The following is a 19,550-nucleotide window of genomic DNA, read 5'->3' on the forward strand; positions in this document are numbered from 1 at the left end:
TAATAAACGTGGGGACGGTCATCCAGGCCAGCCGTTCACACCCGGGAGATACGGACAGGGATGAGCGACACGACACACACTCGGCACGCCGAGATCTCCGGCGCAGGATTCGCCGGACTCACCGCGGCCGTCGCGCTGGCACAGCGCGGCTGGTCGGTGCGCGTGCACGAACGCGGCGAGAAGCTGCGCGAAGAGGGCGCCGGCATCGTGCTCTGGCAGAACACTCTCACGGTGCTCGACTCGCTCGGCGTCACCGACGAGCTCAACGCCGGCTCGATGCGACCGCCCTACTACGAGACCCGGATGCAGAACCGCATCGTCTCGCAGGAGGGCATGGACGGGATCGCCTGGCGCACCATGACACGCCCGTACCTCCACTCGGTGCTGCTGAACGCGGCCCGCGCGGCCGGCGCCGAGGTCGTCGCCGGCTCGGAGGTCGTCGGCGCGACCGAGACGGGCACGCTGCGTCTCCGCGACGGCAGCGAGCTCGAAGCCGACCTCGTCGTCGGGGCGGACGGCGTGGGATCCGCCGTGCGCGACTCGCTCGGCATCGACTACGACCGCCAGGGGTCGCGCGACGGCATCACCCGCTTCCTCGTCGGCCGCCACAAGGAGGAGCTCGCCGCGATCGAGCCCGACACCGAGTGGGACAACGTGATCGACTTCTGGAACTTCGAGCCGCGCGTGCTGCGCGTGCTCTACACGCCGGCCAACGACCGCGAGCTCTACATCGCCCTCATGGCGCCCGCCGCCGACGAGGACGGGTCGCGGGTGCCGATCGACCTCGACCTGTGGACGAGCATCCACCCGCAGCTCGCGCCGGTGCTGCGCGAGGCCGCGGTCACGCCGGGCCGGTACTACGGCTACTCGACGACGCGGCTCGAGCACTGGACCCAGGGCCGCGTCGCGCTCATCGGCGACAGCGCCCACGCCATGTGCCCCGCGCTCGCGCAGGGCGCCGGCTGCGCCATGGTCAACGCCTACACGCTCGCCGAGGCGGCCACCGCCGCATCCGCGAGCGACCTGCCCGACGCCCTGACCGAGTGGGAGCGGCTCGAGCGGCCGTACACCGACCGCTGCCAGGAGCGCTCGCAGGACTACGCCGACACCCGCGGCATGTCGCAGGGCGGCCAGTTCACCGGCGACGTCATGGAGACGACGCTCTACGACCCCACCGACCCGCGCCGCCACGACGTGGCGCGGACCCGCTGAGCGCGACCCCGCCGACGCGGCGCGCGACCGAGAACGAGGAGAGAAGCATGGCCGAGAACGAGATCGACCCCTACTACCGCGTGCGGGAGTGGTTCGGGTTCGTGCAGGAGGTGCACCACGAGGGAGGCCCCGTCGAGGCGGAGCCGCTCGTGAAGGCGGCGGTCGGCGTGATCATCGCCAACCCCTTCGCCGGGCAGTGGGTCGAGGACCTGTCGCCGCTGACCGCCCCGAGCGCGAGCCTCGGCACGGCGCTCGGCGACCGCGCCGTCGCGCTGCTGGGCGGCCGGCCGGTCGAGGGCTACGGCAAGGGCGGCATCGCCGGCGTCGACGGCGACCAGGATCACGTTGTCGCGTGCATCACGACGACCTTCGGCGACGCCTTCCGCGACGCCGTCGGCGGCGGCGCCGCATGGATCTCGTCGGCGACCAAGACGGCCTCAGCCGGGACCTCGCTCGACATCCCTCTCGCGTTCAAGGACGAGCTCTACGTACGGTCGCACTACGACGCCGTCACGGTGACGGTCCCCGACGCGCCCCGACCCGGCGAGCTGATGATCTGCGTCGCGGTCTCCAGCCGCGGCCGCATCCACCACCGCGTCGGCGGACTCACCCGCGACGAGGCGCTCGCCCGACTCTGACCCCGCCCGCCCCGCCCGGTTCCGCCGGCGGGGCACGGCACCACCGGAAGGACATCATGAGCTACACCCCCGGTCACTACCAGGACGACGAGTCGATCGCGCAGATCCTCACGGACGTCGCGCGGGCTCACCGCATCCTCGAGCTGGAGGGCCACGGCGACATGTCGATGGGCCACCTCTCGTTCCGCGACCCCTTCGGGCGCGGACTCTGGCTCAAGCGCGGCAACCTCGCGCTGTCGGAGGTCGTCGGCGACGACTTCATCCTCATCGACTTCGACGGGAACGTGCTCGAGGGGCAGGGGCTGCGCCACCTCGAGTGGCCGCTGCACGCCGAGATCATGCGGGCCCGCCCCGACGTGACCGTCGTCGGCCACTCGCACGCCCACCACTCGACCGTGTTCGGCGCGACCGACCTCGAACTCGGCCCCTACAACAACCACGGCGTCTGGTTCGCCGAGCACGGCGTGCCGCGCTTCAGCGACACCAGCCACATCGTCACGACTATCGAGCTCGGCGTCGAGGTGGCGAAGCAGCTGGGGGATGCGGAGGCGATCCTGCTGCGCAACCACGGCATCGCCTTCGTCGGCGACGACGTGGCCGAGGCGATGCTCGCCGGCATCTTCCTCGAGTGGGCGTGCCGTTTCCAGCTCGACCTCGCCGCGAGCGGCGCGGCCTTCGAGCTGCCCGACCACGCCGAGAGCGTCGAGAAGCGGAACCGCATCTATCCGCCCAAGGCGCAGCGCAACTACTGGCAGTACTTCAACCGCAAGCTCGACCGCATCGAGGAGGCCAACGGCATCGGCATCCAGCCGATCTGAGCTCGGATGCGCCCGCCCGACAGGCCCGGGGCGCTCCGGCCGCACCACCTCAGCACCACCCAGGACACCACGACGCACCACCCGACAAGGAAGAGAGCACCATCATGAGCCTCCCCGCCATCGCGACCGTCATCGGCTCGGGAACCATGGGACCGGGAATCGCCGCGACGCTGGCCCGCGCCGGCACCCAGGTGCGGGTCTACGACATCAGCGACGAGGCCCTCGCCCGCGCCGAGAAGAGCACGGCGTTCGCCGCGTCGGTGCTCGACCAGATCGGCGGCGACTCCGCCCCCGGCGGCTCCGTGTCGTTCTCGAGCGACATCGCCGTCGCCCTCGACGGCACCGAGTTCGTCATCGAGGCCGTGCCCGAGAAGCTCGAGCTCAAGAAGTCGGTGCTCGCGCAGATCGAGGGCCTGGTCGGCGCCGACGTCATCATCGCGACCAACACCTCGGGCATCCCGATCACGACGATGGGCGAGGCCCTCGGCACTCCCGGCCGCTTCATCGGCATGCACTGGTCGAACCCGCCGCACCTCATCCCGATGATCGAGGTCATCCCCGGCGAGGCGACCGACGCCGCCGTCACCGACCGCCTCGTCGAGATCGTGAAGGCCTTCGGCTACCACCCCGTGATCGAGAACGAGATCGCCGGCTTCGTCGAGAACCGCGTGCTCTACGCGATCCTGCGGGAATGCGTCGCGCTCGTGCAGGAGGGCATCGTCACGCAGGAGGCGCTCGACACCTGCGTCAAGTGGGGCATCGGCTACAAGCTCGCCGTCGTGGGTCCGATGCGACTGCTCGACATGGCCGGTCTCGACATCTACCAGAGCGTCTCGAGCTACCTGAACAAGGAGCTGGATGCGAGCACCGAGACCCCGAGCGTGATCACCGAGTCGATCGCCGCCGGGCGCCTCGGCTTCAAGTCGGGCGGCGGGATGTACGACTACGCCGAGGGCGATGTCGACGCGAAGCGCGCCGACATCGTGGCCGGGCTCGTCGCCGTGCGCAAGGCGCTCTCGGCTACGACCCCGGTGTGATGACGGTCGAGCTCGAGCGGCTCGACGAGGGCCTGCAGCGCACGCGGGGGGCGGTCGACGGCGTCGACATCGCCTTCCGCGTGCGCGGCCGCGGCCCCGCCGTCGTGCTGCTGCACGGCACCTCGGCCAATCACGCCGTCTGGCAGCCGATCGCCGAGCAGCTGGCCGGCGAGGCCACCGTGATCTCGCTCGACCAGCGCGGCCACGGCCGCAGCTCCAAGCCCGCCTCGGGGTACGGCGGCGACGACTTCGCCGACGACGTGCTGACGGTGCTGGATGCGCTCGGGATCGACCGGGCGATCGTCGCCGGGCATTCGATGGGCGCCCGCAACGCCTGGGTGCTCGCGTCGCGCGCGCCGGAGCGCGTCTCCGGGGTGGTGGCCGTCGACTACACGCCGTGGGTCGAGACGGAGGTGCTCGACGACCTGCAGGTGCGCGTCGCCGGCGGCGACCGGGTGTTCCGCGATCCGTCCGAGATCGAGCACTACCTGCAGCAGCGCTACCCGCGCATGCCGCACGACGCCGTCGCCCGCCGCGCCGCCTGGGGCTACGCCCTCGGCGCCGACGGCTGGCATCCGCTCGCCGCCCCCGACGCGTTGCGTCAGCTCGTCGACGGGCTGCGTACGCCGTGGGAGGACGAGTTCCACGCCGTCACACAGCCGATGACCGCGATCCGCGGCGTCGACAGCCGGGTCGTCAGCCCGGCCGCCTGGCTCGCGGCGCAGGCGGCGCGCCCCGGCGACCGCTGGGTCGACGCCGAGGACGCCGATCACTACGTGCCCGAGGAGCTGCCGGCGCTCGTCGCGGCCGAGATCGGGCGGATGCTGCGCGCCACCGCCTCCACAGACTGACACCGAACGACACCGGAAGAGAAGGACACCCCATGGCCCTGTTCATCGACAAGCTCGCGATCACGAGCGACGCCTTCGGCGACGACTCGCGCATCCCCGACCGCTTCGCGGCCGACCACGGCAACGAGACCCCGGCGTTCGCGATCGCGGGCGCCCCCGAAGGCACGGTCGAGTTCGCGCTGATCTGCAACGACCCCGACGCTCCGCTGCCGAACGGCTTCACCCACTGGGTCGTCTACGGCATCCCGGCCGACGCGACGAGCGTCGACGTGACGGCGCCGGGTGTCCACGTGGCCCCCAACGGCGGCGGCGCCGCCGTCTGGTACGGCCCGCAGCCGCCGGCAGGTCACGGCACCCACCACTACTTCTTCTGGCTCTACGCACTGAATCGTCCCGTCGAGGGCGACCCGAGCCGCGAGGAGTTCCTGGCCGACTACGGCGACGCGATCATCGAGCAGGCGCGCACGGTCGGCACCTACTCGAGCTGATGGCGTGAGAGCAGCAGAAGGGCCCGGGCATCCCGCCCGGGCCCTTCTGCGTGCGCTTTCTGCGTGCCGGATGCCGCGGTCAGCGCGCAGGGTCGGATGACTCGGCGAACGACTCGGCGAACGACTCCGCGATCGCCAGCACCGCCGCGTGCACCGGGCCCGCCGTGATCGACGGGATGACGGAACCGTCGACCACCCACAGGTTGTCGAGACCGCGGAACCGCAGCGCGGCATCCACCGGGGCGGACTCGTCGGCGCCCATGCGCAGGGTGCCCACCGGATGGTGGTGGGTGATGACGGCCTCCGCGATGAAGGCGTCGAGCTCATCGACGGACCGCACGCCCGGACCGGGCAGGATCTCCTCCGCCCGCCAGTCGGCGAGTTCGGGCGCGGCGCCGACCTCGCGCGCGAGCTCGAGCGCACGGCGGAAGGTCTCACGGTCGTGCGCCGTCGTGAGATAGGCGGGCTCGATCACGGGCGCGTCATCGAGATCGGGCCCGGTGATGCGCAGCGATCCTCGGCTCGTCGGGTTCGTGACGCCGAACAGCAGCGTGTAGGCGCCGCCGGCTGGGATCGCGGGCAGGCGCGGCGCGAGCACCTCCGAGGCGGAGGGGCCGACGACACAGCCGATCACGACATCCGGTCCGGGCCCGCTCGAACGATCGGCCGCGATCGCGGCGGGACCGTCGGCGGGCAGGTAGGTCATCGCCTCCGAGAGCTGCAGGCGGGTCGGCGGAACCTCGCGGCGGGCGCGGTACAGGTTGCCGGCGCCGAGCAGGTGGTCGTGCAGGTTGCCGCCGACGCCCGCGCTCGCGAGCGTCGTGCCGACGCCCGCGGCGGCCAGCACGGCGGGATCGCCGATGCCCGAGCGCATGAGCAGCAGCGGGTCGCCGATCGAGCCGGCGGTGAGGATGACCGCGTCACCGCGCACGAGCAGGTCACGCCCGTCGCGGGTCACCGCGACGCCCGCCACACGGGATCCGTCGAGCACGAGCCGATGCACCTGAGCCCCGTCGAGCAGGGTCAGGTTCGGCCGCCCGAGCGCCGGGTCGAGGTACGCCTCGGACGCGGTCACGCGGCGGCCGTCGCGGATGGTCAGCGAGTTCGGCGTCGCACCGACCATGTCGCCGTGGTTGTGGTCGGGGATGCCGGGCACGCCGAGGCCCTGCCAGGCGGCGAGGTAGTCGACGACGAGCGGACTGCTCTCTCCGGTCGGCCGCAGCACCGGCAGCGGGCCGTCGGAGCCGTGCACCGCATCCCAGTCGGCGTCGGCGGTCGCCCCATCGGCGCGGTCGGCGGTCTCCAGCTTGCGGAATGCGGGCAGCAGCCCCTCCCACGACCAGCGCTGGTCGCCGGTCTCCGCTGCCCAGCGGGCGAAGTCGCGGCGGTCGCCGCGCATATGGGCCATGGCGTGCAGATTGCTCGATCCGCCGACCCCGCGCCCGCGCGGCCACTCGTGCACGCGCCCGGCGGTACCCGTCTGCGGTGTGGTGCGGTAGGCCCAGTCGTAGTTGCGGTTCTGGATGAACGGCCACAGCTCGGGCCGGTCGACGTCGGGGTCGGTGATGCGCGTGCCGGCTTCGATGAGCACGACCCGGCGGGCCGGATCCTCGCTCAGACGCGCGGCGAGCACGCAGCCCGCCGATCCGCCGCCGACGAGGACGACATCGGCGTGCAGCTCCTCCACGGCTCAGTTCCGCGTGTGGCCGCCGTCGACCACGAGAGTCTGGCCGGTGATCCAGCCCGCCTTCTCGGAGGCGAGGAAGGCCACGGCGGGCGCGATGTCCTGCGGCAGCCCGCGACGGTCGAAGGCCTGCGCCGGCACGACGTAGTCGAATCCGGCCGCGTGCGGACCGGCGAGCACCCCCTCGCTCTCGGTGAGCCCGGGGGCGACGGCGTTGATCGTGATGCCCTGCGGACCGAGCTCGCCCGCGAGGGCGCGCACGAACCCGATCGACGCGCCCTTGGTCGCGACGTAGTGGGCGCAGTTCGGGGTGCCGGCGACGAAGGTGTTCGAGGCGATGTTGACGATGCGGCCGTAGCCGGCCTTCGCCATCTCGTCGCTGACGGCGCGGGTCACGAGGAACAGCCCGTCGAGGTTGACCGACATGACCCGACGCCACTCGTCGAACGTGATGTCCTTCCACTCGATGAAGGGCACGAGGGCCGCGTTGTTGACGAGGATGTCGATGCGCCCGAAGCGCTCGATCACCTCCGCGGCGAGGGCGGCGACCTGGTCGGCGTCGCTCACATCCACCGTCACGGCGTGACCGCCGATGCGCTCGGCGACGGCCTGCGCGCCCGCGGCGTTGTAGTCGGCGACGACGACCTGGTGGCCCTCGCCGGCGAGTTCGGCGGCGATCGCCGCGCCGATGCCCTGGGCGGCGCCCGTCACGATGGCCACGCGCTTCGCTGTCTCTGTCATGCTCCGGTGTCTCCTGCTCGGGTGGATCGGGGTCGGGATGCGCGCGGCTCCGCGGCTCGGGTCAGCTGCCGCCGTAGAACTCGGGCGCGAGCTTCCAGGTCAGGAAAGGCTCGAGCTCGTGCGAGGGGTAGATGTCGGCGCCGCGGGTGCGGGCGAGGTAGTTGAGGCGGCGGATCGACGCGACCGAGTCGGTGGGGTCGAGGTGGAAGCCGCCGATGATCTCCTTCTCGAGGGTCGCGTGCGTGTAGGCGGCGTCGCCGGCGAACAGCATCGACGGCTCGTTCTGCATCTCGACGAGCAGCGAGTAGTGGCCGATCGTGTGACCGGGCGTCTCGAAGAGCCAGACGCCGGGCACGATCTCGAAGTCGCCCGAGACCGGCGTGTACTTCACGTCGGCGTGGTCGAAGGAGAGGTCGGAGTAGCCGAGGCGCTCGAAGGGCTCGGGCACCTTCGCGTGCCGCAGCTCTTCGGTGTGCACGAGGGTGCGCGCGTTGGTGAGGTGCTTGTTGCCGCCGACGTGGTCGAAGTGGAAGTGCGAGTTGACGACGATGTCGACGTCGCCGGGCGTGAAGCCGGCCTTGGCGAGCTGGGCGGGGATGGTCTGCTCGGGGGTCTGCTCGGGCAGCTCGAAGGGCAGCACGCGGTTGACGTGGTCGAGGTCGAAGCCGGTGTCGAAGAGGATGAGGGCATCCGGATGCTCGACGAGCACGCTGTAGACCGGGAACCGCACGGGCGTGCCCGGGTCGATGTGCCAGAACACTTCGGAGTGGTCGATGACGAGGGTTCCCCCGTCGAGGAGGTGCACCTTCGGGTCGGTCATGGGATCACCCTTCGCGTCTCATCCTGCGTGAATTGTCGATCACCATATGAGAACCGATTTTCAGCTGTCAAGAGTTCCGCGACGGTGATGCGCGGAGAGCTCAGCCGAGCGGCACGGTCGGCGCGGACTCCAGGCGGGCCCCATCGCCGTACTCCGGCATGTCGGAGTACGGCGCCCAGTGGTAGCAGCTCTCGAGCATCGGGTCGAGCGCGAAGTCGCCGATGCAGATCATGTCCTTCCAGCGCGCGGTCGCGTCGGCCTCGGTGTAGTTCACGCGGCAGATGATGCGGAACAGCGTCGCGCTGTCGGCGCCGGTCACGAGGTGACGTGACGGCGTCCAGCAGTCGACGGCGCCGGGATCGCCGCCCTCGCCGTAGCTCGAGATCGCGGCGGCGCGCACCTGCTCGAGCGCCCGGATGTCGGCGGGGTCGCTCGCCCCGGTGGAGGCTGCCGGCGTCGGGGCGGCCGCGGGCGAGGACGTGCCCGACGCGGCGGCGTGCGGAGCGGATGAGCTCGCCGCCGCGACGGAGGCGCCCGAGCCCGGCGCGCACGCCGAGAGCAGCAGCAGCGAGACGGCGCCCAGGGCGAGCGCGAGAACCGGAACAGCAGATCGCACGGGCGACCCCCTCTCGGGAACAGTCAACGCGAGCGCAGATTTCGCGGGTGTAAACGCTCGGGTCGACCCGTTGACAGTGCGCGAATCCTCTCATACTGTCTCCCGCAACCTGCACATTGTGAGAAACACCCCCACAGCGCCCGTGCGGATGCAGGCGCACGGCCCAGGGCACGAGAGGAAACCCGGGAATGAGCAGCACCACACAGATGCGCCCCCTGCGGAGGACGGCCACGCGACTCGTCGCGATCGGAGCCATGACCGCACTCGCAGCGGGCCTCAGCGCCTGCGCCACCCGCGGGGACAGCGCCTCGACCGACGACAGCAAGGGCAGGGAGGTCAAGCAGATCGCCATCGTCGCGCCCGAGACAGAGGCCGACCACGGCTGGAACGCGCAGGGGCTCGCCGGCGTCAAGGAAGCCGCCGACTCCCTCGGCATCAAGGCCGACATCAACGACAACGTCGGCTACGACAACACCCAGACGATCCTGACCCAGGTCGCCAAGAAGGGGAACGACCTCGTCATCGCCCACGCGAGCGGGTTCTCCACCGCCGCGGACCGCGCCAACGCCTCCACCGGCGTGCCGATGCTCGCCGTGACCAACGAGAAGGCCATGGTCAAGGGCAAGGTCGGCGTCATCACCTTCGAGGCCCAGCAGGGGGCCTACCTCGCCGGCATCGCCGCCGCCATGACGACCAAGACCAAGACGGTCGGCATCGTCTCGTCGGCCGACGACATCAACTGGTACACGATGTCGGGCGGATTCGTGCAGGGCGTGCGCAGCGTCGACCCGTCGATCAAGATCGTCGTCGCCTACATCGGCTCGGCCGGCTACGCCGACTCGGCCGGCGGCAAGAAGGTCGCCAGCCAGGTCATCGCGGCCGGCGCCGACGTGATCATCGGCTTCGGCGACGGCGCCACCGTCGGCTACGTCGCCGCCGTCGAGGAAGCCGCCACCCCGGTGAAGTACATCGCCACCATCGGCAGCGTCGACGAGCTCGTCAAGGACAAGAGCACGATCCTCACCACCGTCAGCTGGAACTTCGGCAAGACGATCGAGAAGGCCGTCAAGGATGTCGAGGCCGGCACCTTCGCGCAGGACTTCTACACGCTCGACGTGCCGAACGGCGGGATCTCGCTCACCGACACCGACAACATGACCGCCGAGATCGACGCCGCGGTGGAGACCGCCAAGAAGGGCATCGAAGACGGATCGATCACGGTCGAGAAGACGAAGACCAAGAAGGAGTTCGACGCCTTCTACGACCAGAAATGACCCCGTGGGGCGGACGGCGCCTGGCCGTCCGCCCCACGGCACCACGCCGCATCCACCACCCGGGGCGCCCGGCAGCGCCCGCCCTCTGCTCCGAGGAGTCCGATGGACCAGCCCGCCCCTCCCCTGATCGCCCTGCGCGGCATCACCAAGGCCTTCCCGGGGGTGATCGCCAATGACGACATCTCCCTCGACATCCAGCGCGGCCAGGTGCACTGCCTGCTCGGCGAGAACGGCGCCGGCAAGTCGACCCTGATCAGCATCCTCGCCGGCCTGCAGTCGCCCGACTCCGGTCGCATCGAGCTCGACGGCGAGACCGTGCGCATCGGATCGCCCAAGGCGGCCATGGACCTCGGGATCGGGGTCGTGCACCAGCACTCCACCCTCGTGCCCGCGCTGACCGTGATCGAGAACCTCATGCTCGGCGAGCGCGGCCTGCTGCAGAACCGCGCCAGGGCCATCGCCCGGCTCGACGAGCTCTCCGGCCTGCTCGGAGCCCGCATCGATCCGGATGCGCACGCCAGCGACCTCGGACTCGGCCAGCAGCAGCAGGTCGAGATCGCGAAGGCGATGTGGACCGGGACGCGCCTGCTGATCCTCGACGAGCCCACCTCGATGCTCACCCCGCAGGCCATCGACAGCCTCGCCGAGAGCGTCGAGCGGCTCACCGCCGAAGGCCTCGGCATCGTGTTCATCACCCACAAGCTGCGCGAGGCGTACACGATGGGCGACTGCGTCACCGTGCTGCGCGCCGGCCGCAACGTGGGGCACATCTCGACCGAGCGGATGGCCGAGCTCAGCGAGCAGGAGGCGCAGCGCACCATCCTCACCGCGATGTTCGGCGACGACCTCGCCGCCGCCGGCGGGCTCGAGGAGGCCGCCGAGCTCGCCGGGGCCACCGAGGCCGAGCGCGAGACCGAGGCCGTCGACTTCGCCACCCGCCCCGTGCGTCTCGCGCTGCGCGGCGTCTCCACCGCGGGCAGCACGCTCGACGCGGTCGTGCACGACATCGACCTCGAGATCCACGCCGGCGAGATCCTCGGCATCGCCGGGATCGACGGGCACGGACAGACCGCCCTCGCCGAGGTCGTCGCCGGTCAGCGACCGGCCGCCTCCGGCGCCGTCACGCTCGACGACGTCGACGTCACCGGGCTCGGCGTGCGCGGGCGGCAGACGCGGGGACTGCGCTACGTGACCGACGACCGGCTGCACGAGGGCACGGTCGGCTCGCTCAGCGTCGCCCTCAACCTCATGCTCAAGCGGATCGGCCAGGCGCCGTTCTGGCGGTTCGGGCAGATCGACCGCGAAGCCGTCGACACCGAGGCGATGAACCTCATCGCCGAATACGGCATCCGCACCCCCTCGAGCGCGACCCGCGCCGGCACGCTGTCGGGCGGCAACATCCAGAAGATCCTGCTGGCGCGCGAGCTCGGCGGCGGCGCGAACGTGGTCGTGGTCAACAAGCCCACCTACGGCCTCGACCTCAAGACCGTGCGGCTCGTGCACGACCTGCTCGCCGAGTTCGCCGCCGGCGGCGGCTCGGTGCTGCTCATCTCGACCGAGCTCGACGAGCTGGTCGAGCTCTCGCACCGCATCGGAGTCATCTCCCGCGGGCGCATCCTCGGCGTCGTCGTCAACGACGGCCCCACCACCGCCGAGAAGGTCGGCGAGCTCATGATCGGAGGCGACCACGATGGCGAGTGAGCGCAGCGGCCGCGTGCGCGGCATCGTCGAGACCGTCGTGCGATCGGTGCTGCCGGTCGTGCTGGCGCTGATCGCGGGAGGCATCATCCTCGCCGCGCTCGGCAAGAACCCCTTCGTCTTCTACGGCGCGATCGTCGAGAACGGCATCGGCGGCACGAACTGGGAGGACAGCCTCGTCATGATGGCGCCGCTGCTGCTCATCGCGGTCGGCCTCATCGTCGTGTTCCGCGGTCAGCTGTGGAACCTCGGCTCGGCCGGGCAGTACCTGCTCGCCGCCGTCGTCGTCACCGGGATCGGACCCTGGGCGCTGAAGACGCTGCCCGCGGCGCTCGCCTACCTGCTGCTGGCCGTGGCGGGGGCGGCGACCGCCGCGGTGTGGACGCTCGTGCCCGCCTGGCTGAAGGCGCGGTTCGGCACGAACGAGATCATCACGACCCTGGTCATGTCGACGATCGGCGCGGGGCTGACGAACATCCTCATCGAGAACGTCTTCCAGGACCCCGAGCTGAACACCCCGCAGACCAGCGAGATCCCCATCGCCGACATGCTGCCGTTCATCCCCGGCACGCAGGTGCACGTCGGCTTCGTGGTCGCGATCGTCGTCGCGATCGTCTTCCAGGTCATCCTCAGCCGCACGTCCTTCGGCCTGCGGCTCGACGTCTTCGGCGCGAGCCCGAAGGCCGCGCGGCACGTCGGCATCTCGTCGAAGCGGATGATCGTGCTGCTGTTCGTCATCAGCGGCGGCCTCATCGGGCTCGGCGCCGCGATGGACATGATGGGCGAGTGGGGCTACCTGCGCAGCAACTGGAACCCGCACTACGGCGACGCGATGATCCCCTTCGTCTTCCTGGCCCGACTGAGTCCCGTCGGCTCGATCCCGTTCGTGGCCTTCTACGCGGTGTTCGCGACCGGCGGCACGATCGCGTCGCAGCAGACCGGGCTCTCGGTCGACTTCCTCAGCGTGATCGTGGCGCTCATCCTCATCTTCATGACGATCACCGAGTACGTCGGCACGAAGCGGCGGCTCGGCCAGAGCTACCTGCCGGATGAGCTCAAGAACACGGTGCGCATCCCCTTCGCCCGTCTCGCCTCGAGGAGCGCAGCATGATCGACCTGCTCAGTCCCGCCTTCCTGATCACCTTCATCGTCGGCTGCCTGGTCGGCACGGTGCCGCTCATGCTCGCCGCCCTCGGCGAGACGATCGGCGAGCAGTCGGGCGTGCTGAACCTCGGTATCGAGGGCATGATGCTGGTCGGCGGCTATGCGGGCTACGTGGCGACGCTGAGCAGCGGATCGTCGTGGCTCGGCATGCTCGTCGGCGCCCTCGCCGGGGCGGCGCTCTCGCTCGTGATCGTCGTGCTGAACGTGTGGCTGGGCCTCAACCAGATCGTGCTCGGCATCGCGGTGACGCTCGCGGGCGGCGGCATCACGAGCGTGCTCTACGACCAGCTCTACTCGAAGACCGCGCCGCGCGCCGACACCGGAGGCGCCCTGAAGATCCCGGGCCTCTCCGACATCCCCGTGATCGGGCCGTCGCTGTTCTCGCAGCCGGGGTTCTTCTGGGTGACCGTCGCACTCGTCGTCGGGGTCGGCTTCTTCCTGCGACGCACGAACTGGGGCCTCAGCATCCGCGCGGCAGGGCAGAAGCCGGCGTCGCTGGACGCGGCGGGCGGCAGCGTCATGCGCACCCGCTCGCAGGCGGCCCTCCTCGGCGGCGCGTTCGCCGGCCTCGGCGGCGCCTACCTCGCCGTGTTCGCGACCGGGGCGTTCACCCCGTTCATGACGAACGGCCTCGGCTACGTCGCGATCATCGTGACGATGCTGGCCCGCGGGCGCGTGCTCTGGGTCGCGCTGGTGTCGCTGCTCTACGGCGTGACCGTCGCGCTCGGCACCGTGCTGCAGCTGACCAGCCTCGACATCCCCACCGACGTGATCGGCATGCTGCCGTACCTCGCGGTCATGATCGTGCTCGTCGTCTTCGCCCGCAGCGTCTACATCTCACCCGCGCTCGGCGCCCCCTACACGCGAGGCGCTCGCTGAGCCGGCCGGCTCGGGTGACGAGTGGCCGTGGTGTGACGATGCACGACACCGATCTCCTGCTGACGGCAGGTCCGACGCCGTATCCAGCGGCCGTGCGCTCGGCGCTCGCCGGGCCGGCGCTGTCGCCCGACGATCCCGCATTCGTCGAACTGGTGCGCCGGGTCGAGGGGATGCTGCGGCAGCTGTTCGGCGCCGCGGGCGACGTGGTCGTGCTGCAGGGCGAGGCGGTGCTGGGGCTCGAGGCCGCCGCCCGCGGACTGGTGCGACCGGGCATGCCCGTGCTGAACCTCGTGCAGGGCGTGTTCGGGCACTACATGGGCCTCTGGCTCGAGCAGTTCGGCGCGGTCGTGCACGAGGTGCGCGTGCCCTACGACCGGGCGGTGCCGCCGTCGGCCGTGGCCGACGCGCTCGCCGCACATCCCGAGATCGAGCTCGTCTGCGCCGTCGGCTGCGAGACGCCGTCGGGCACCGTCAGCGACCTCGAGGGGATCGGCGCGGTCGTCCGCGAGCACGGCGCCCTCGCCCTGGTGGACGCAGTCGCGGCCCTCGGCGCGACGCCGTTCGACGCCGACGCCTGGGGCTGGGATGTCGCGGTGTCGGCGCCGCACAAGGTGCTCGGCGGCACCGCGGGACTGTCGCTGCTCAGCGTGAGCGAACGGGCCTGGACCGCGCTGGGCGCGAACCCCTCCGCGCCGCGCGGCTCGTACCTGTCGCTGCTCGACTGGAAGGAGCGCTGGCTCGAGGGCGGCTCCTTCCCCTACGTCCCCTCGCCCAGCGACTGGCTCGCCCTCGACGCGGCGCTCGACGAGCTACTGCGGGAGGGTCTCGACGCGGCCGCCCGCCGTCACGCCGTCGCGAGCGCCGCGGTGCGCGCCGGAGTGCGCGCGCTCGGACTCCGGCTCTGGGCCGACGACGACGCGATCGCGGCGCCCGTCGTCACGGCGGTTCACATCCCCGAGGGCATCGACCCCGACCACCTGTGCCGCGTCGCACACCGCCGCTATGGTGTCTTGATGTCGAGCGGGCAGGGCGCCGGTGACCTCGTGCGCATCGCCCACATGGGCTCGACGGCGAGCGGGCTTCACCCGGTGATCGGGATCGCCGCTCTCGGGCGCGCGCTGGCCGACCTCGGCGTCGGCGTCGACATCGGAAGCGGAGCGGCCGCAGTACTCGCGGTGCTCAGCGACAACGCCGGATCCGATCGATCCGGCCGAGAGTAAGGGGAGAGCATGGCGATCCAGCGCACCAAGGGAGTCGACAGCGCCCGTCGTGCACTGCAGATCCTGCTGCAGTTCAGCGAGAGCAAGCCCGAGCTCACGATCGACGAGGTGCTCGAACTGCACGAGATCTCGGTGCCGAGCGCCTACCGCTACATCTCGCTGCTGCGCGAGCTGCAGCTCATCGAAGAGCGCAGCAAGGGCGTCTTCGTGCTCTCGCCGCAGATCATCAAGCTCGCACAGGCGGCCGAGACGACGCTCGACTACCGCGTCGAGGCGCAGCCGATCCTGGATGCGCTGCGCGACCGGGTCGGGGAGACGGCCCTGTACCTGCGCCGCGTCAACGACGCTGCCGTGTGCCTCGCGATCGCCGAGTCCGATCACGCGATCTCGATCTCGTTCCAGCCGGGACACCTGATGCCGCTCGTCGCCGGAGCGGGGGCGAAGATCCTGCTCGCCGCCTACGCCGACGCGAAGCGCGCGCGCTACCTCGACCGGCTGCAGCCGCCGCTGCCCGCCGCGGCGCGCGAGCGACTGCTGGGCGATCTGCAGCGCATCCGCAACGAGGGCTACGCCGAGAGCGAGGGAGAGGTCGACGAGGGCGTGTGGGCGTGCGCGGCTCCCGTGCACGCTCCCGGAGCCCTGCTCGGGACGATCTCGGTCGTCGCGCCGGCGTATCGGGTCTCGGCCGAGAAGCGCGCCGAGATCGGCTCCGCGGTGCGCGCGGCGGCACATGACCTCGAGGAGCTCATCGCCGGCGACAGCTGAGCCGAGGCGGCGGGGTCGGCCCGCCGATGCTGTCTCCCCCTGGCGCCGTCCGGCGCTTCTTCGTCGTGCCCGCGCGACGCCTGGTCCTGCCCCGATCCGCTCCGCCGGCTCCACGCTCCGCCCGCTCCACCCGCTCCGCCAGCCGCCCGCTCCGCCAGCTCCCCCCGCCACCGCCTGAGAGAGGACCCGCCATGACCGAGCTCGACACCGCGCTGCTCGCCGCGATCGCCGACCAGAGCGACGATCGCGACGCGACCATCGCCTTCATCACCGAGCATCCCGAGCCGGCGCACGCCGAGCACCTCGCCTCCGCGCACCTGGCTGATCGGCTCGGGGCGGCGGGGTTCCGGGTCGAGCGCGGCATCGCCGGGATGCCGACCGCGTTCCGTGCCGAGATCGACGGCGCGGGCCCCGGACGCACGGTCGGCGTGATCGCGGTCTACGACGCTGTGTCGGCGCAGCTGCCCGACGGCACGACCGCGCCGATCCACTCCTGCGGGCACGGTCCGCAGTCGGCCGGGGTCGTCGGCGCCGCGCTCGCCCTGGCCGCGCAGCGCGAGCACTGGGATGGGCGACTCGTCGTCGTCGGCTGCCCCGCCGACGAGATCCACTCTCCCGGCACCCGCGAGCACGGCAGCGGCAAGGGGGCCACCGCCCGCGCCGGCGTCTGGGACGACATCGACGTCGCGCTCTACCCGCACCCCGAGTTCTTCGACACCATCTGGACCGCATCGCTGTGGATGCGGCGTGAGACCGCCGTGATCTCCGGCGGGCGCACCCTGCGCGCCGACACCGACCCGGCCCCGATCGCGGCGCTGCGGGAGCTCGCGGCGCTGAGCGCCGACTCCGACCCGGGGCGCGTGATGATCGAGACCGCCGTGCTCGACGGCGACGTGGAGGAGGGCGCGGGGCTCACGATGACGATCCGCCTGCTGCTCTTCGCCGAGACGGAGGCGGAGCTGGAGTCGTCGTCGGCCGCCGTGCGGGCGCGTTTCGCCGGAGCGGAGTGGACCGCGGGCGCCGCGATCTCGGCCATCCGCTACGACGCCGACGTCGCCGCGACGGTCGCCGACGCCTTCCGCGCCGCCGGACGCGATCCGGTGCTCGACCCCGAGCCGCTGCCCTTCGCGACCGACTTCGGCGACGTGACGCAGCGCGTGCCGGCCGCGCTCGTCGGCGTCGGACGCGACGGCGGCTGGGGCTTCCACACCGACCGGGGCGCCCACGAGTTCGCGGGCGACGACGGGCGCCGCATCGCGTCCGACATCGCGGGCGTGATCGCGCTGGCCGTGCCGCGGCTGTCGCGGCGCGCGGACTGAACGGACGCGTCGCGGGGCTTCCGGCGATCCGTCGTCGCGGGCCGGTTCCGTGCGCGATCCGCCGCCGCGGCCCGTCGGTCGGCGTGAGCCATCCGTCGGCCGCCCCCGCTAGCGTCGCCTCGTGCCCACCCGCCTGCTGCTCGTCGCCGACACGCACCTGCCGAAGCGGGCGCGCATCCTGCCCGACCCGGTGCTCGCCGCGGCGCGCCAGGTCGACCTGATCGTGCACGCCGGCGACTGGGTGGATGCGGCCACGCTCGACCTGCTCGAGAGCTGCGGCGAGGTGCTCGGCGTGTGGGGCAACAACGACGGACCCGAGCTGCGCGCGCGGCTGCCCGAGATCGGGCGGCGCGAGATCGACGGGGTGCGGTTCGCGGTCATCCACGAGACGGGCGCCGCAGGCGGACGCGAGGCGCGGATGGACGCCGCGTTCCCCGACGCCGACGTGCTCGTCTTCGGCCACAGCCACATCCCCTGGGACACGACGACACCGAGCGGCCTGCGCCTGCTCAACCCGGGCTCGCCGACCGACCGGCGCCGCCAACCGCAGTGCACGTTCATGACCGCGACGGTGGATGCGGGCGAGCTGCGCGACGTGGAGCTCGTGCGGCTGCCGGCGCGGCCGGCTCGGTAGCCTCGGCGGGTGATCCCCGATCCGGTGCTCTGGGCGCTCCTCGGCGTCGCCCTGCTGTTGATCGTCGCCGTCGAGGCGGTGACCATCCGCGACATCGTGCGTCACCCGCGCATCAGCCGCGACCAGAAGACCGGCTGGATCGTGATGGTGCTGCTGGCCGGCGCCGCGATGTGCCCGATCTGGTTCGCGAACGCGGAGCGCTTCGGGCGGGAGTGACGGGCAGCACGATCGACGATCACCTCGACAGAGCGATCGCGGATGCGTCTGAGCGAGGAGGCGAAGGTGTCGCCGTCTGCCGTGCGGCACGGTCTCCTCGTCGACGCTTCAAGATGTCGGTGGGGTACGCAGTCGCCGTGCCGCGGAGCGCGCTCGAAAGCGGCATCTGATGTCGGTGAGTCGTGCGTGAAGCTCGCGCCGAGCAGGGTCGAGACCGGACGATCGAATGTCAGTGGATCGTGCCGTGAAACACGCGTCTGAACTGCAGTTCTGATCTCTCATCCTGCCCCGACGGATGTCGGTGGTCGATGTCATCGTGTGGGTATGGAGAGGGCCACGACGACAGACCGGGGCGGTGACCGCGGCGGCGATGACGCCGTGCGCTCGGTCATGCTCGAGGGTCTCGTCTCACGGGCCGAAGTGGTGTCGGCGCGGGTGTGCGCGGCGCAGGTCGCGGAAGTGCGGATGCTCGCCGACGCCGGCACGTTCGCCGAGCTGGAGGCGGCGGGGTCGCGGGCGAGTGTGCGGGCGCACGAGATGGCGCTGCGGTCGGTCGCGGCGGAGCTCGGCGGGGTGCTGCGACTCTCCGATCGCACCGTGCAGGCGCGCATCGGCGATGCCCGGGAGATGGTCGAGCACTACCCGAACGCCCTGGATGCGTGGGAGGCGGGCCTGATCAGCCGCGGTCACATGAACGTCATCGTCGCCACAGGACGGGTCGTGCCGGTCGAGCGGCGGGCCGAGTTCGAAGCCGAAGCCCTCGCCCGCAGCCTCACCGACACCCCGAACCGGGTGCGCGCCGGTCTCGAGATCTACGCCGAGCAGCTCACCGCCCGAACCCTCACCGAACGACACGAGGATGCCGCCCGGGCGCGGTGCGTGCGCGTGTACCCGGGGCAGGACGGGATGTGCGATCTCGTCGCGACGGTTCCGATGGTGGTCGGCGACGCGATCCTCGACCGTCTCACCCGCATGGGGCAGACCGTCAAAGACGCCCGCGACCTCAGGTCGGGCTCGGGCTCTCTTGGTGCAGGATCCGTCGCCGACGGGAGCTCCGCCGAGGAAAACACCTTCGGCACCGCGGAACGCGATAAGGATCAGCGCGGGATCGATCAGATCCTTGCCGACGTCTTCGCCGATCTCCTGCTCGCCGGCACCCCCGCCCTCGACCCGACACGGCATGGCGACCGGGAGGGCACGCTGGGCGCGATCCGCGCGCAGGTGCAGGTCGTCGTCCCCGCGCTCGCACTCGTCGGCCAGGGCGACTCCCCCCGCCGACCTGATCGGCCGCTCGCCGATCGACGCGGACACCGCGAGGATGCTCGCGAAGAACGCGCCCTCGCTGACGCGCATCCTCACCGACCCGATCACCGGAACCGTCACCGCCGTCGACAGCTACCGACCTGCCTGGGCGCAGCGCCGGCACCTGCGCGCTCGCGACCAGCACTGCCGCTTCCCCGGATGCCGCACCGCCGC

20 protein-coding genes are annotated in these 19,550 nt (G+C 71.5%); 16 read left to right on the forward strand and 4 right to left on the reverse strand.

The genetic code is table 11. The annotated features are described in order from the left end of the window. The first annotated feature begins 60 nt into the window (after positions 1-60). The 6 genes from FJ657_RS01615 (at position 61) to FJ657_RS01640 (ending at position 5,044) form a co-directional block, all read left to right on the forward strand. Positions 61-1,212, forward strand: a complete 1,152-nt coding sequence (locus FJ657_RS01615; protein WP_219995839.1) for an FAD-dependent oxidoreductase — start codon at positions 61-63, stop codon at positions 1,210-1,212. Between the two features lie 47 nt (positions 1,213-1,259). Continuing rightward, positions 1,260-1,850, forward strand: a complete 591-nt coding sequence (locus FJ657_RS01620) for an amino acid synthesis family protein (RefSeq protein WP_141161939.1) — start codon at positions 1,260-1,262, stop codon at positions 1,848-1,850. Between the two features lie 56 nt (positions 1,851-1,906). Next, the gene (locus FJ657_RS01625; RefSeq protein WP_141161940.1) at positions 1,907-2,668 is read left to right on the forward strand and encodes a class II aldolase/adducin family protein; all 762 of its coding nucleotides are present in this window, start codon (positions 1,907-1,909) and stop codon (positions 2,666-2,668) included. Between the two features lie 104 nt (positions 2,669-2,772). Further along, a complete protein-coding gene (locus tag FJ657_RS01630; RefSeq protein WP_141161941.1) occupies positions 2,773-3,705 on the forward strand; it encodes a 3-hydroxyacyl-CoA dehydrogenase NAD-binding domain-containing protein in 933 nt (310 codons plus the stop codon). Then, positions 3,705-4,556, forward strand: coding sequence for an alpha/beta fold hydrolase (locus FJ657_RS01635; protein WP_141161942.1), 852 nt, complete (start codon positions 3,705-3,707; stop codon positions 4,554-4,556). The genes FJ657_RS01630 and FJ657_RS01635 overlap by 1 nt, the downstream gene beginning before the upstream one ends. Positions 4,557-4,588: 32 nt before the next feature. Further along, a complete protein-coding gene (locus FJ657_RS01640; protein WP_141161943.1) occupies positions 4,589-5,044 on the forward strand; it encodes a YbhB/YbcL family Raf kinase inhibitor-like protein in 456 nt (151 codons plus the stop codon). A 79-nt stretch (positions 5,045-5,123) separates the two neighbouring features. Here the strand turns inward: FJ657_RS01640 and FJ657_RS01645 are convergent, their stop codons facing one another. The 4 genes from FJ657_RS01645 to FJ657_RS01660 form a co-directional block, all read right to left on the reverse strand. Beyond that, positions 5,124-6,731, reverse strand: coding sequence for a GMC family oxidoreductase (locus FJ657_RS01645; protein ID WP_141161944.1), 1,608 nt, complete (start codon positions 6,729-6,731; stop codon positions 5,124-5,126). Positions 6,732-6,734: 3 nt separating this feature from the next. After that, positions 6,735-7,469, reverse strand: coding sequence for a pyridoxal 4-dehydrogenase, SDR-type (gene pldH, locus FJ657_RS01650; protein ID WP_141161945.1), 735 nt, complete (start codon positions 7,467-7,469; stop codon positions 6,735-6,737). Positions 7,470-7,530: 61 nt separating this feature from the next. Further along, positions 7,531-8,289, reverse strand: a complete 759-nt coding sequence (pldA, locus tag FJ657_RS01655) for a 4-pyridoxolactonase (RefSeq protein ID WP_141161946.1) — start codon at positions 8,287-8,289, stop codon at positions 7,531-7,533. Positions 8,290-8,389: 100 nt separating this feature from the next. After that, positions 8,390-8,905: a hypothetical protein gene (locus FJ657_RS01660; RefSeq protein WP_141161947.1), complete on the reverse strand. Its 516-nt coding sequence runs from the start codon at positions 8,903-8,905 to the stop codon at positions 8,390-8,392. 188 nt (positions 8,906-9,093) lie between these two features. Between FJ657_RS01660 and FJ657_RS01665 the strand changes: the two genes are divergently transcribed. From FJ657_RS01665 to FJ657_RS17530, 10 genes are all read left to right on the forward strand, one after another. Next, positions 9,094-10,179: a putative B6 ABC transporter substrate-binding protein gene (locus tag FJ657_RS01665; RefSeq protein ID WP_141161948.1), complete on the forward strand. Its 1,086-nt coding sequence runs from the start codon at positions 9,094-9,096 to the stop codon at positions 10,177-10,179. A 102-nt stretch (positions 10,180-10,281) separates the two neighbouring features. After that, on the forward strand, positions 10,282-11,880 hold the full coding sequence (locus tag FJ657_RS01670) for a putative B6 ABC transporter ATP-binding protein (protein ID WP_141161949.1): 1,599 nt from the start codon (positions 10,282-10,284) through the stop codon (positions 11,878-11,880). Then, positions 11,870-12,988 carry a putative B6 ABC transporter permease subunit 2 gene (locus FJ657_RS01675; RefSeq protein ID WP_141161950.1) on the forward strand — a complete coding sequence of 373 codons (1,119 nt, stop codon included), beginning with the start codon at positions 11,870-11,872 and terminating at the stop codon, positions 12,986-12,988. The genes FJ657_RS01670 and FJ657_RS01675 overlap by 11 nt, the downstream gene beginning before the upstream one ends. Beyond that, positions 12,985-13,920, forward strand: a complete 936-nt coding sequence (locus FJ657_RS01680; RefSeq protein ID WP_141161951.1) for an ABC transporter permease — start codon at positions 12,985-12,987, stop codon at positions 13,918-13,920. The genes FJ657_RS01675 and FJ657_RS01680 overlap by 4 nt, the downstream gene beginning before the upstream one ends. Before the next feature lie 38 nt (positions 13,921-13,958). Further along, the gene (locus FJ657_RS01685; RefSeq protein ID WP_141161952.1) at positions 13,959-15,140 is read left to right on the forward strand and encodes a pyridoxal-phosphate-dependent aminotransferase family protein; all 1,182 of its coding nucleotides are present in this window, start codon (positions 13,959-13,961) and stop codon (positions 15,138-15,140) included. Positions 15,141-15,149: 9 nt separating this feature from the next. Beyond that, on the forward strand, positions 15,150-15,905 hold the full coding sequence (locus tag FJ657_RS01690; RefSeq protein WP_141161953.1) for an IclR family transcriptional regulator: 756 nt from the start codon (positions 15,150-15,152) through the stop codon (positions 15,903-15,905). A gap of 191 nt (positions 15,906-16,096) precedes the next feature. Beyond that, the gene (locus FJ657_RS01695; protein ID WP_141161954.1) at positions 16,097-17,224 is read left to right on the forward strand and encodes a M20/M25/M40 family metallo-hydrolase; all 1,128 of its coding nucleotides are present in this window, start codon (positions 16,097-16,099) and stop codon (positions 17,222-17,224) included. A 121-nt stretch (positions 17,225-17,345) separates the two neighbouring features. Next, positions 17,346-17,858 carry a metallophosphoesterase family protein gene (locus FJ657_RS01700; RefSeq protein ID WP_141161955.1) on the forward strand — a complete coding sequence of 171 codons (513 nt, stop codon included), beginning with the start codon at positions 17,346-17,348 and terminating at the stop codon, positions 17,856-17,858. A 9-nt stretch (positions 17,859-17,867) separates the two neighbouring features. Further along, positions 17,868-18,074 (forward strand): hypothetical protein, encoded by a 207-nt coding sequence (locus FJ657_RS01705; RefSeq protein WP_141161956.1) that lies wholly within the window; start codon positions 17,868-17,870, stop codon positions 18,072-18,074. A gap of 537 nt (positions 18,075-18,611) precedes the next feature. Continuing rightward, the coding region (locus tag FJ657_RS17530) for a DUF222 domain-containing protein (protein WP_369407399.1) at positions 18,612-19,550 on the forward strand (939 nt) is incomplete at its 3' end.

The sequence above is a fragment of the Schumannella soli genome (genome assembly GCF_006517435.1).
In the GTDB taxonomy this organism is placed as follows: Bacteria; Actinomycetota; Actinomycetes; order Actinomycetales; family Microbacteriaceae; genus Schumannella; species Schumannella soli.

Excerpts from the sequence above, each read along its gene's own strand:
- FJ657_RS01615 (WP_219995839.1), top strand. The coding sequence starts at position 61 with ATGAGCGACACGACACACACTCGGCACGCCGAGATCTCCGGCGCAGGA.
- FJ657_RS01640 (WP_141161943.1), top strand. The coding sequence starts at position 4,589 with ATGGCCCTGTTCATCGACAAGCTCGCGATCACGAGCGACGCCTTCGGC.
- FJ657_RS01695 (WP_141161954.1), top strand. The coding sequence starts at position 16,097 with ATGACCGAGCTCGACACCGCGCTGCTCGCCGCGATCGCCGACCAGAGC.
- FJ657_RS01680 (WP_141161951.1), top strand. The coding sequence starts at position 12,985 with ATGATCGACCTGCTCAGTCCCGCCTTCCTGATCACCTTCATCGTCGGC.
- FJ657_RS01670 (WP_141161949.1), top strand. The coding sequence starts at position 10,282 with ATGGACCAGCCCGCCCCTCCCCTGATCGCCCTGCGCGGCATCACCAAG.
- FJ657_RS01685 (WP_141161952.1), top strand. The coding sequence starts at position 13,959 with ATGCACGACACCGATCTCCTGCTGACGGCAGGTCCGACGCCGTATCCA.
- pldH (WP_141161945.1), bottom strand. The coding sequence starts at position 7,469 with ATGACAGAGACAGCGAAGCGCGTGGCCATCGTGACGGGCGCCGCCCAG.
- FJ657_RS01620 (WP_141161939.1), top strand. The coding sequence starts at position 1,260 with ATGGCCGAGAACGAGATCGACCCCTACTACCGCGTGCGGGAGTGGTTC.
- FJ657_RS01675 (WP_141161950.1), top strand. The coding sequence starts at position 11,870 with ATGGCGAGTGAGCGCAGCGGCCGCGTGCGCGGCATCGTCGAGACCGTC.
- FJ657_RS01665 (WP_141161948.1), top strand. The coding sequence starts at position 9,094 with ATGAGCAGCACCACACAGATGCGCCCCCTGCGGAGGACGGCCACGCGA.
- FJ657_RS01625 (WP_141161940.1), top strand. The coding sequence starts at position 1,907 with ATGAGCTACACCCCCGGTCACTACCAGGACGACGAGTCGATCGCGCAG.
- FJ657_RS01690 (WP_141161953.1), top strand. The coding sequence starts at position 15,150 with ATGGCGATCCAGCGCACCAAGGGAGTCGACAGCGCCCGTCGTGCACTG.
- FJ657_RS01630 (WP_141161941.1), top strand. The coding sequence starts at position 2,773 with ATGAGCCTCCCCGCCATCGCGACCGTCATCGGCTCGGGAACCATGGGA.
- FJ657_RS01635 (WP_141161942.1), top strand. The coding sequence starts at position 3,705 with ATGACGGTCGAGCTCGAGCGGCTCGACGAGGGCCTGCAGCGCACGCGG.
- pldA (WP_141161946.1), bottom strand. The coding sequence starts at position 8,289 with ATGACCGACCCGAAGGTGCACCTCCTCGACGGGGGAACCCTCGTCATC.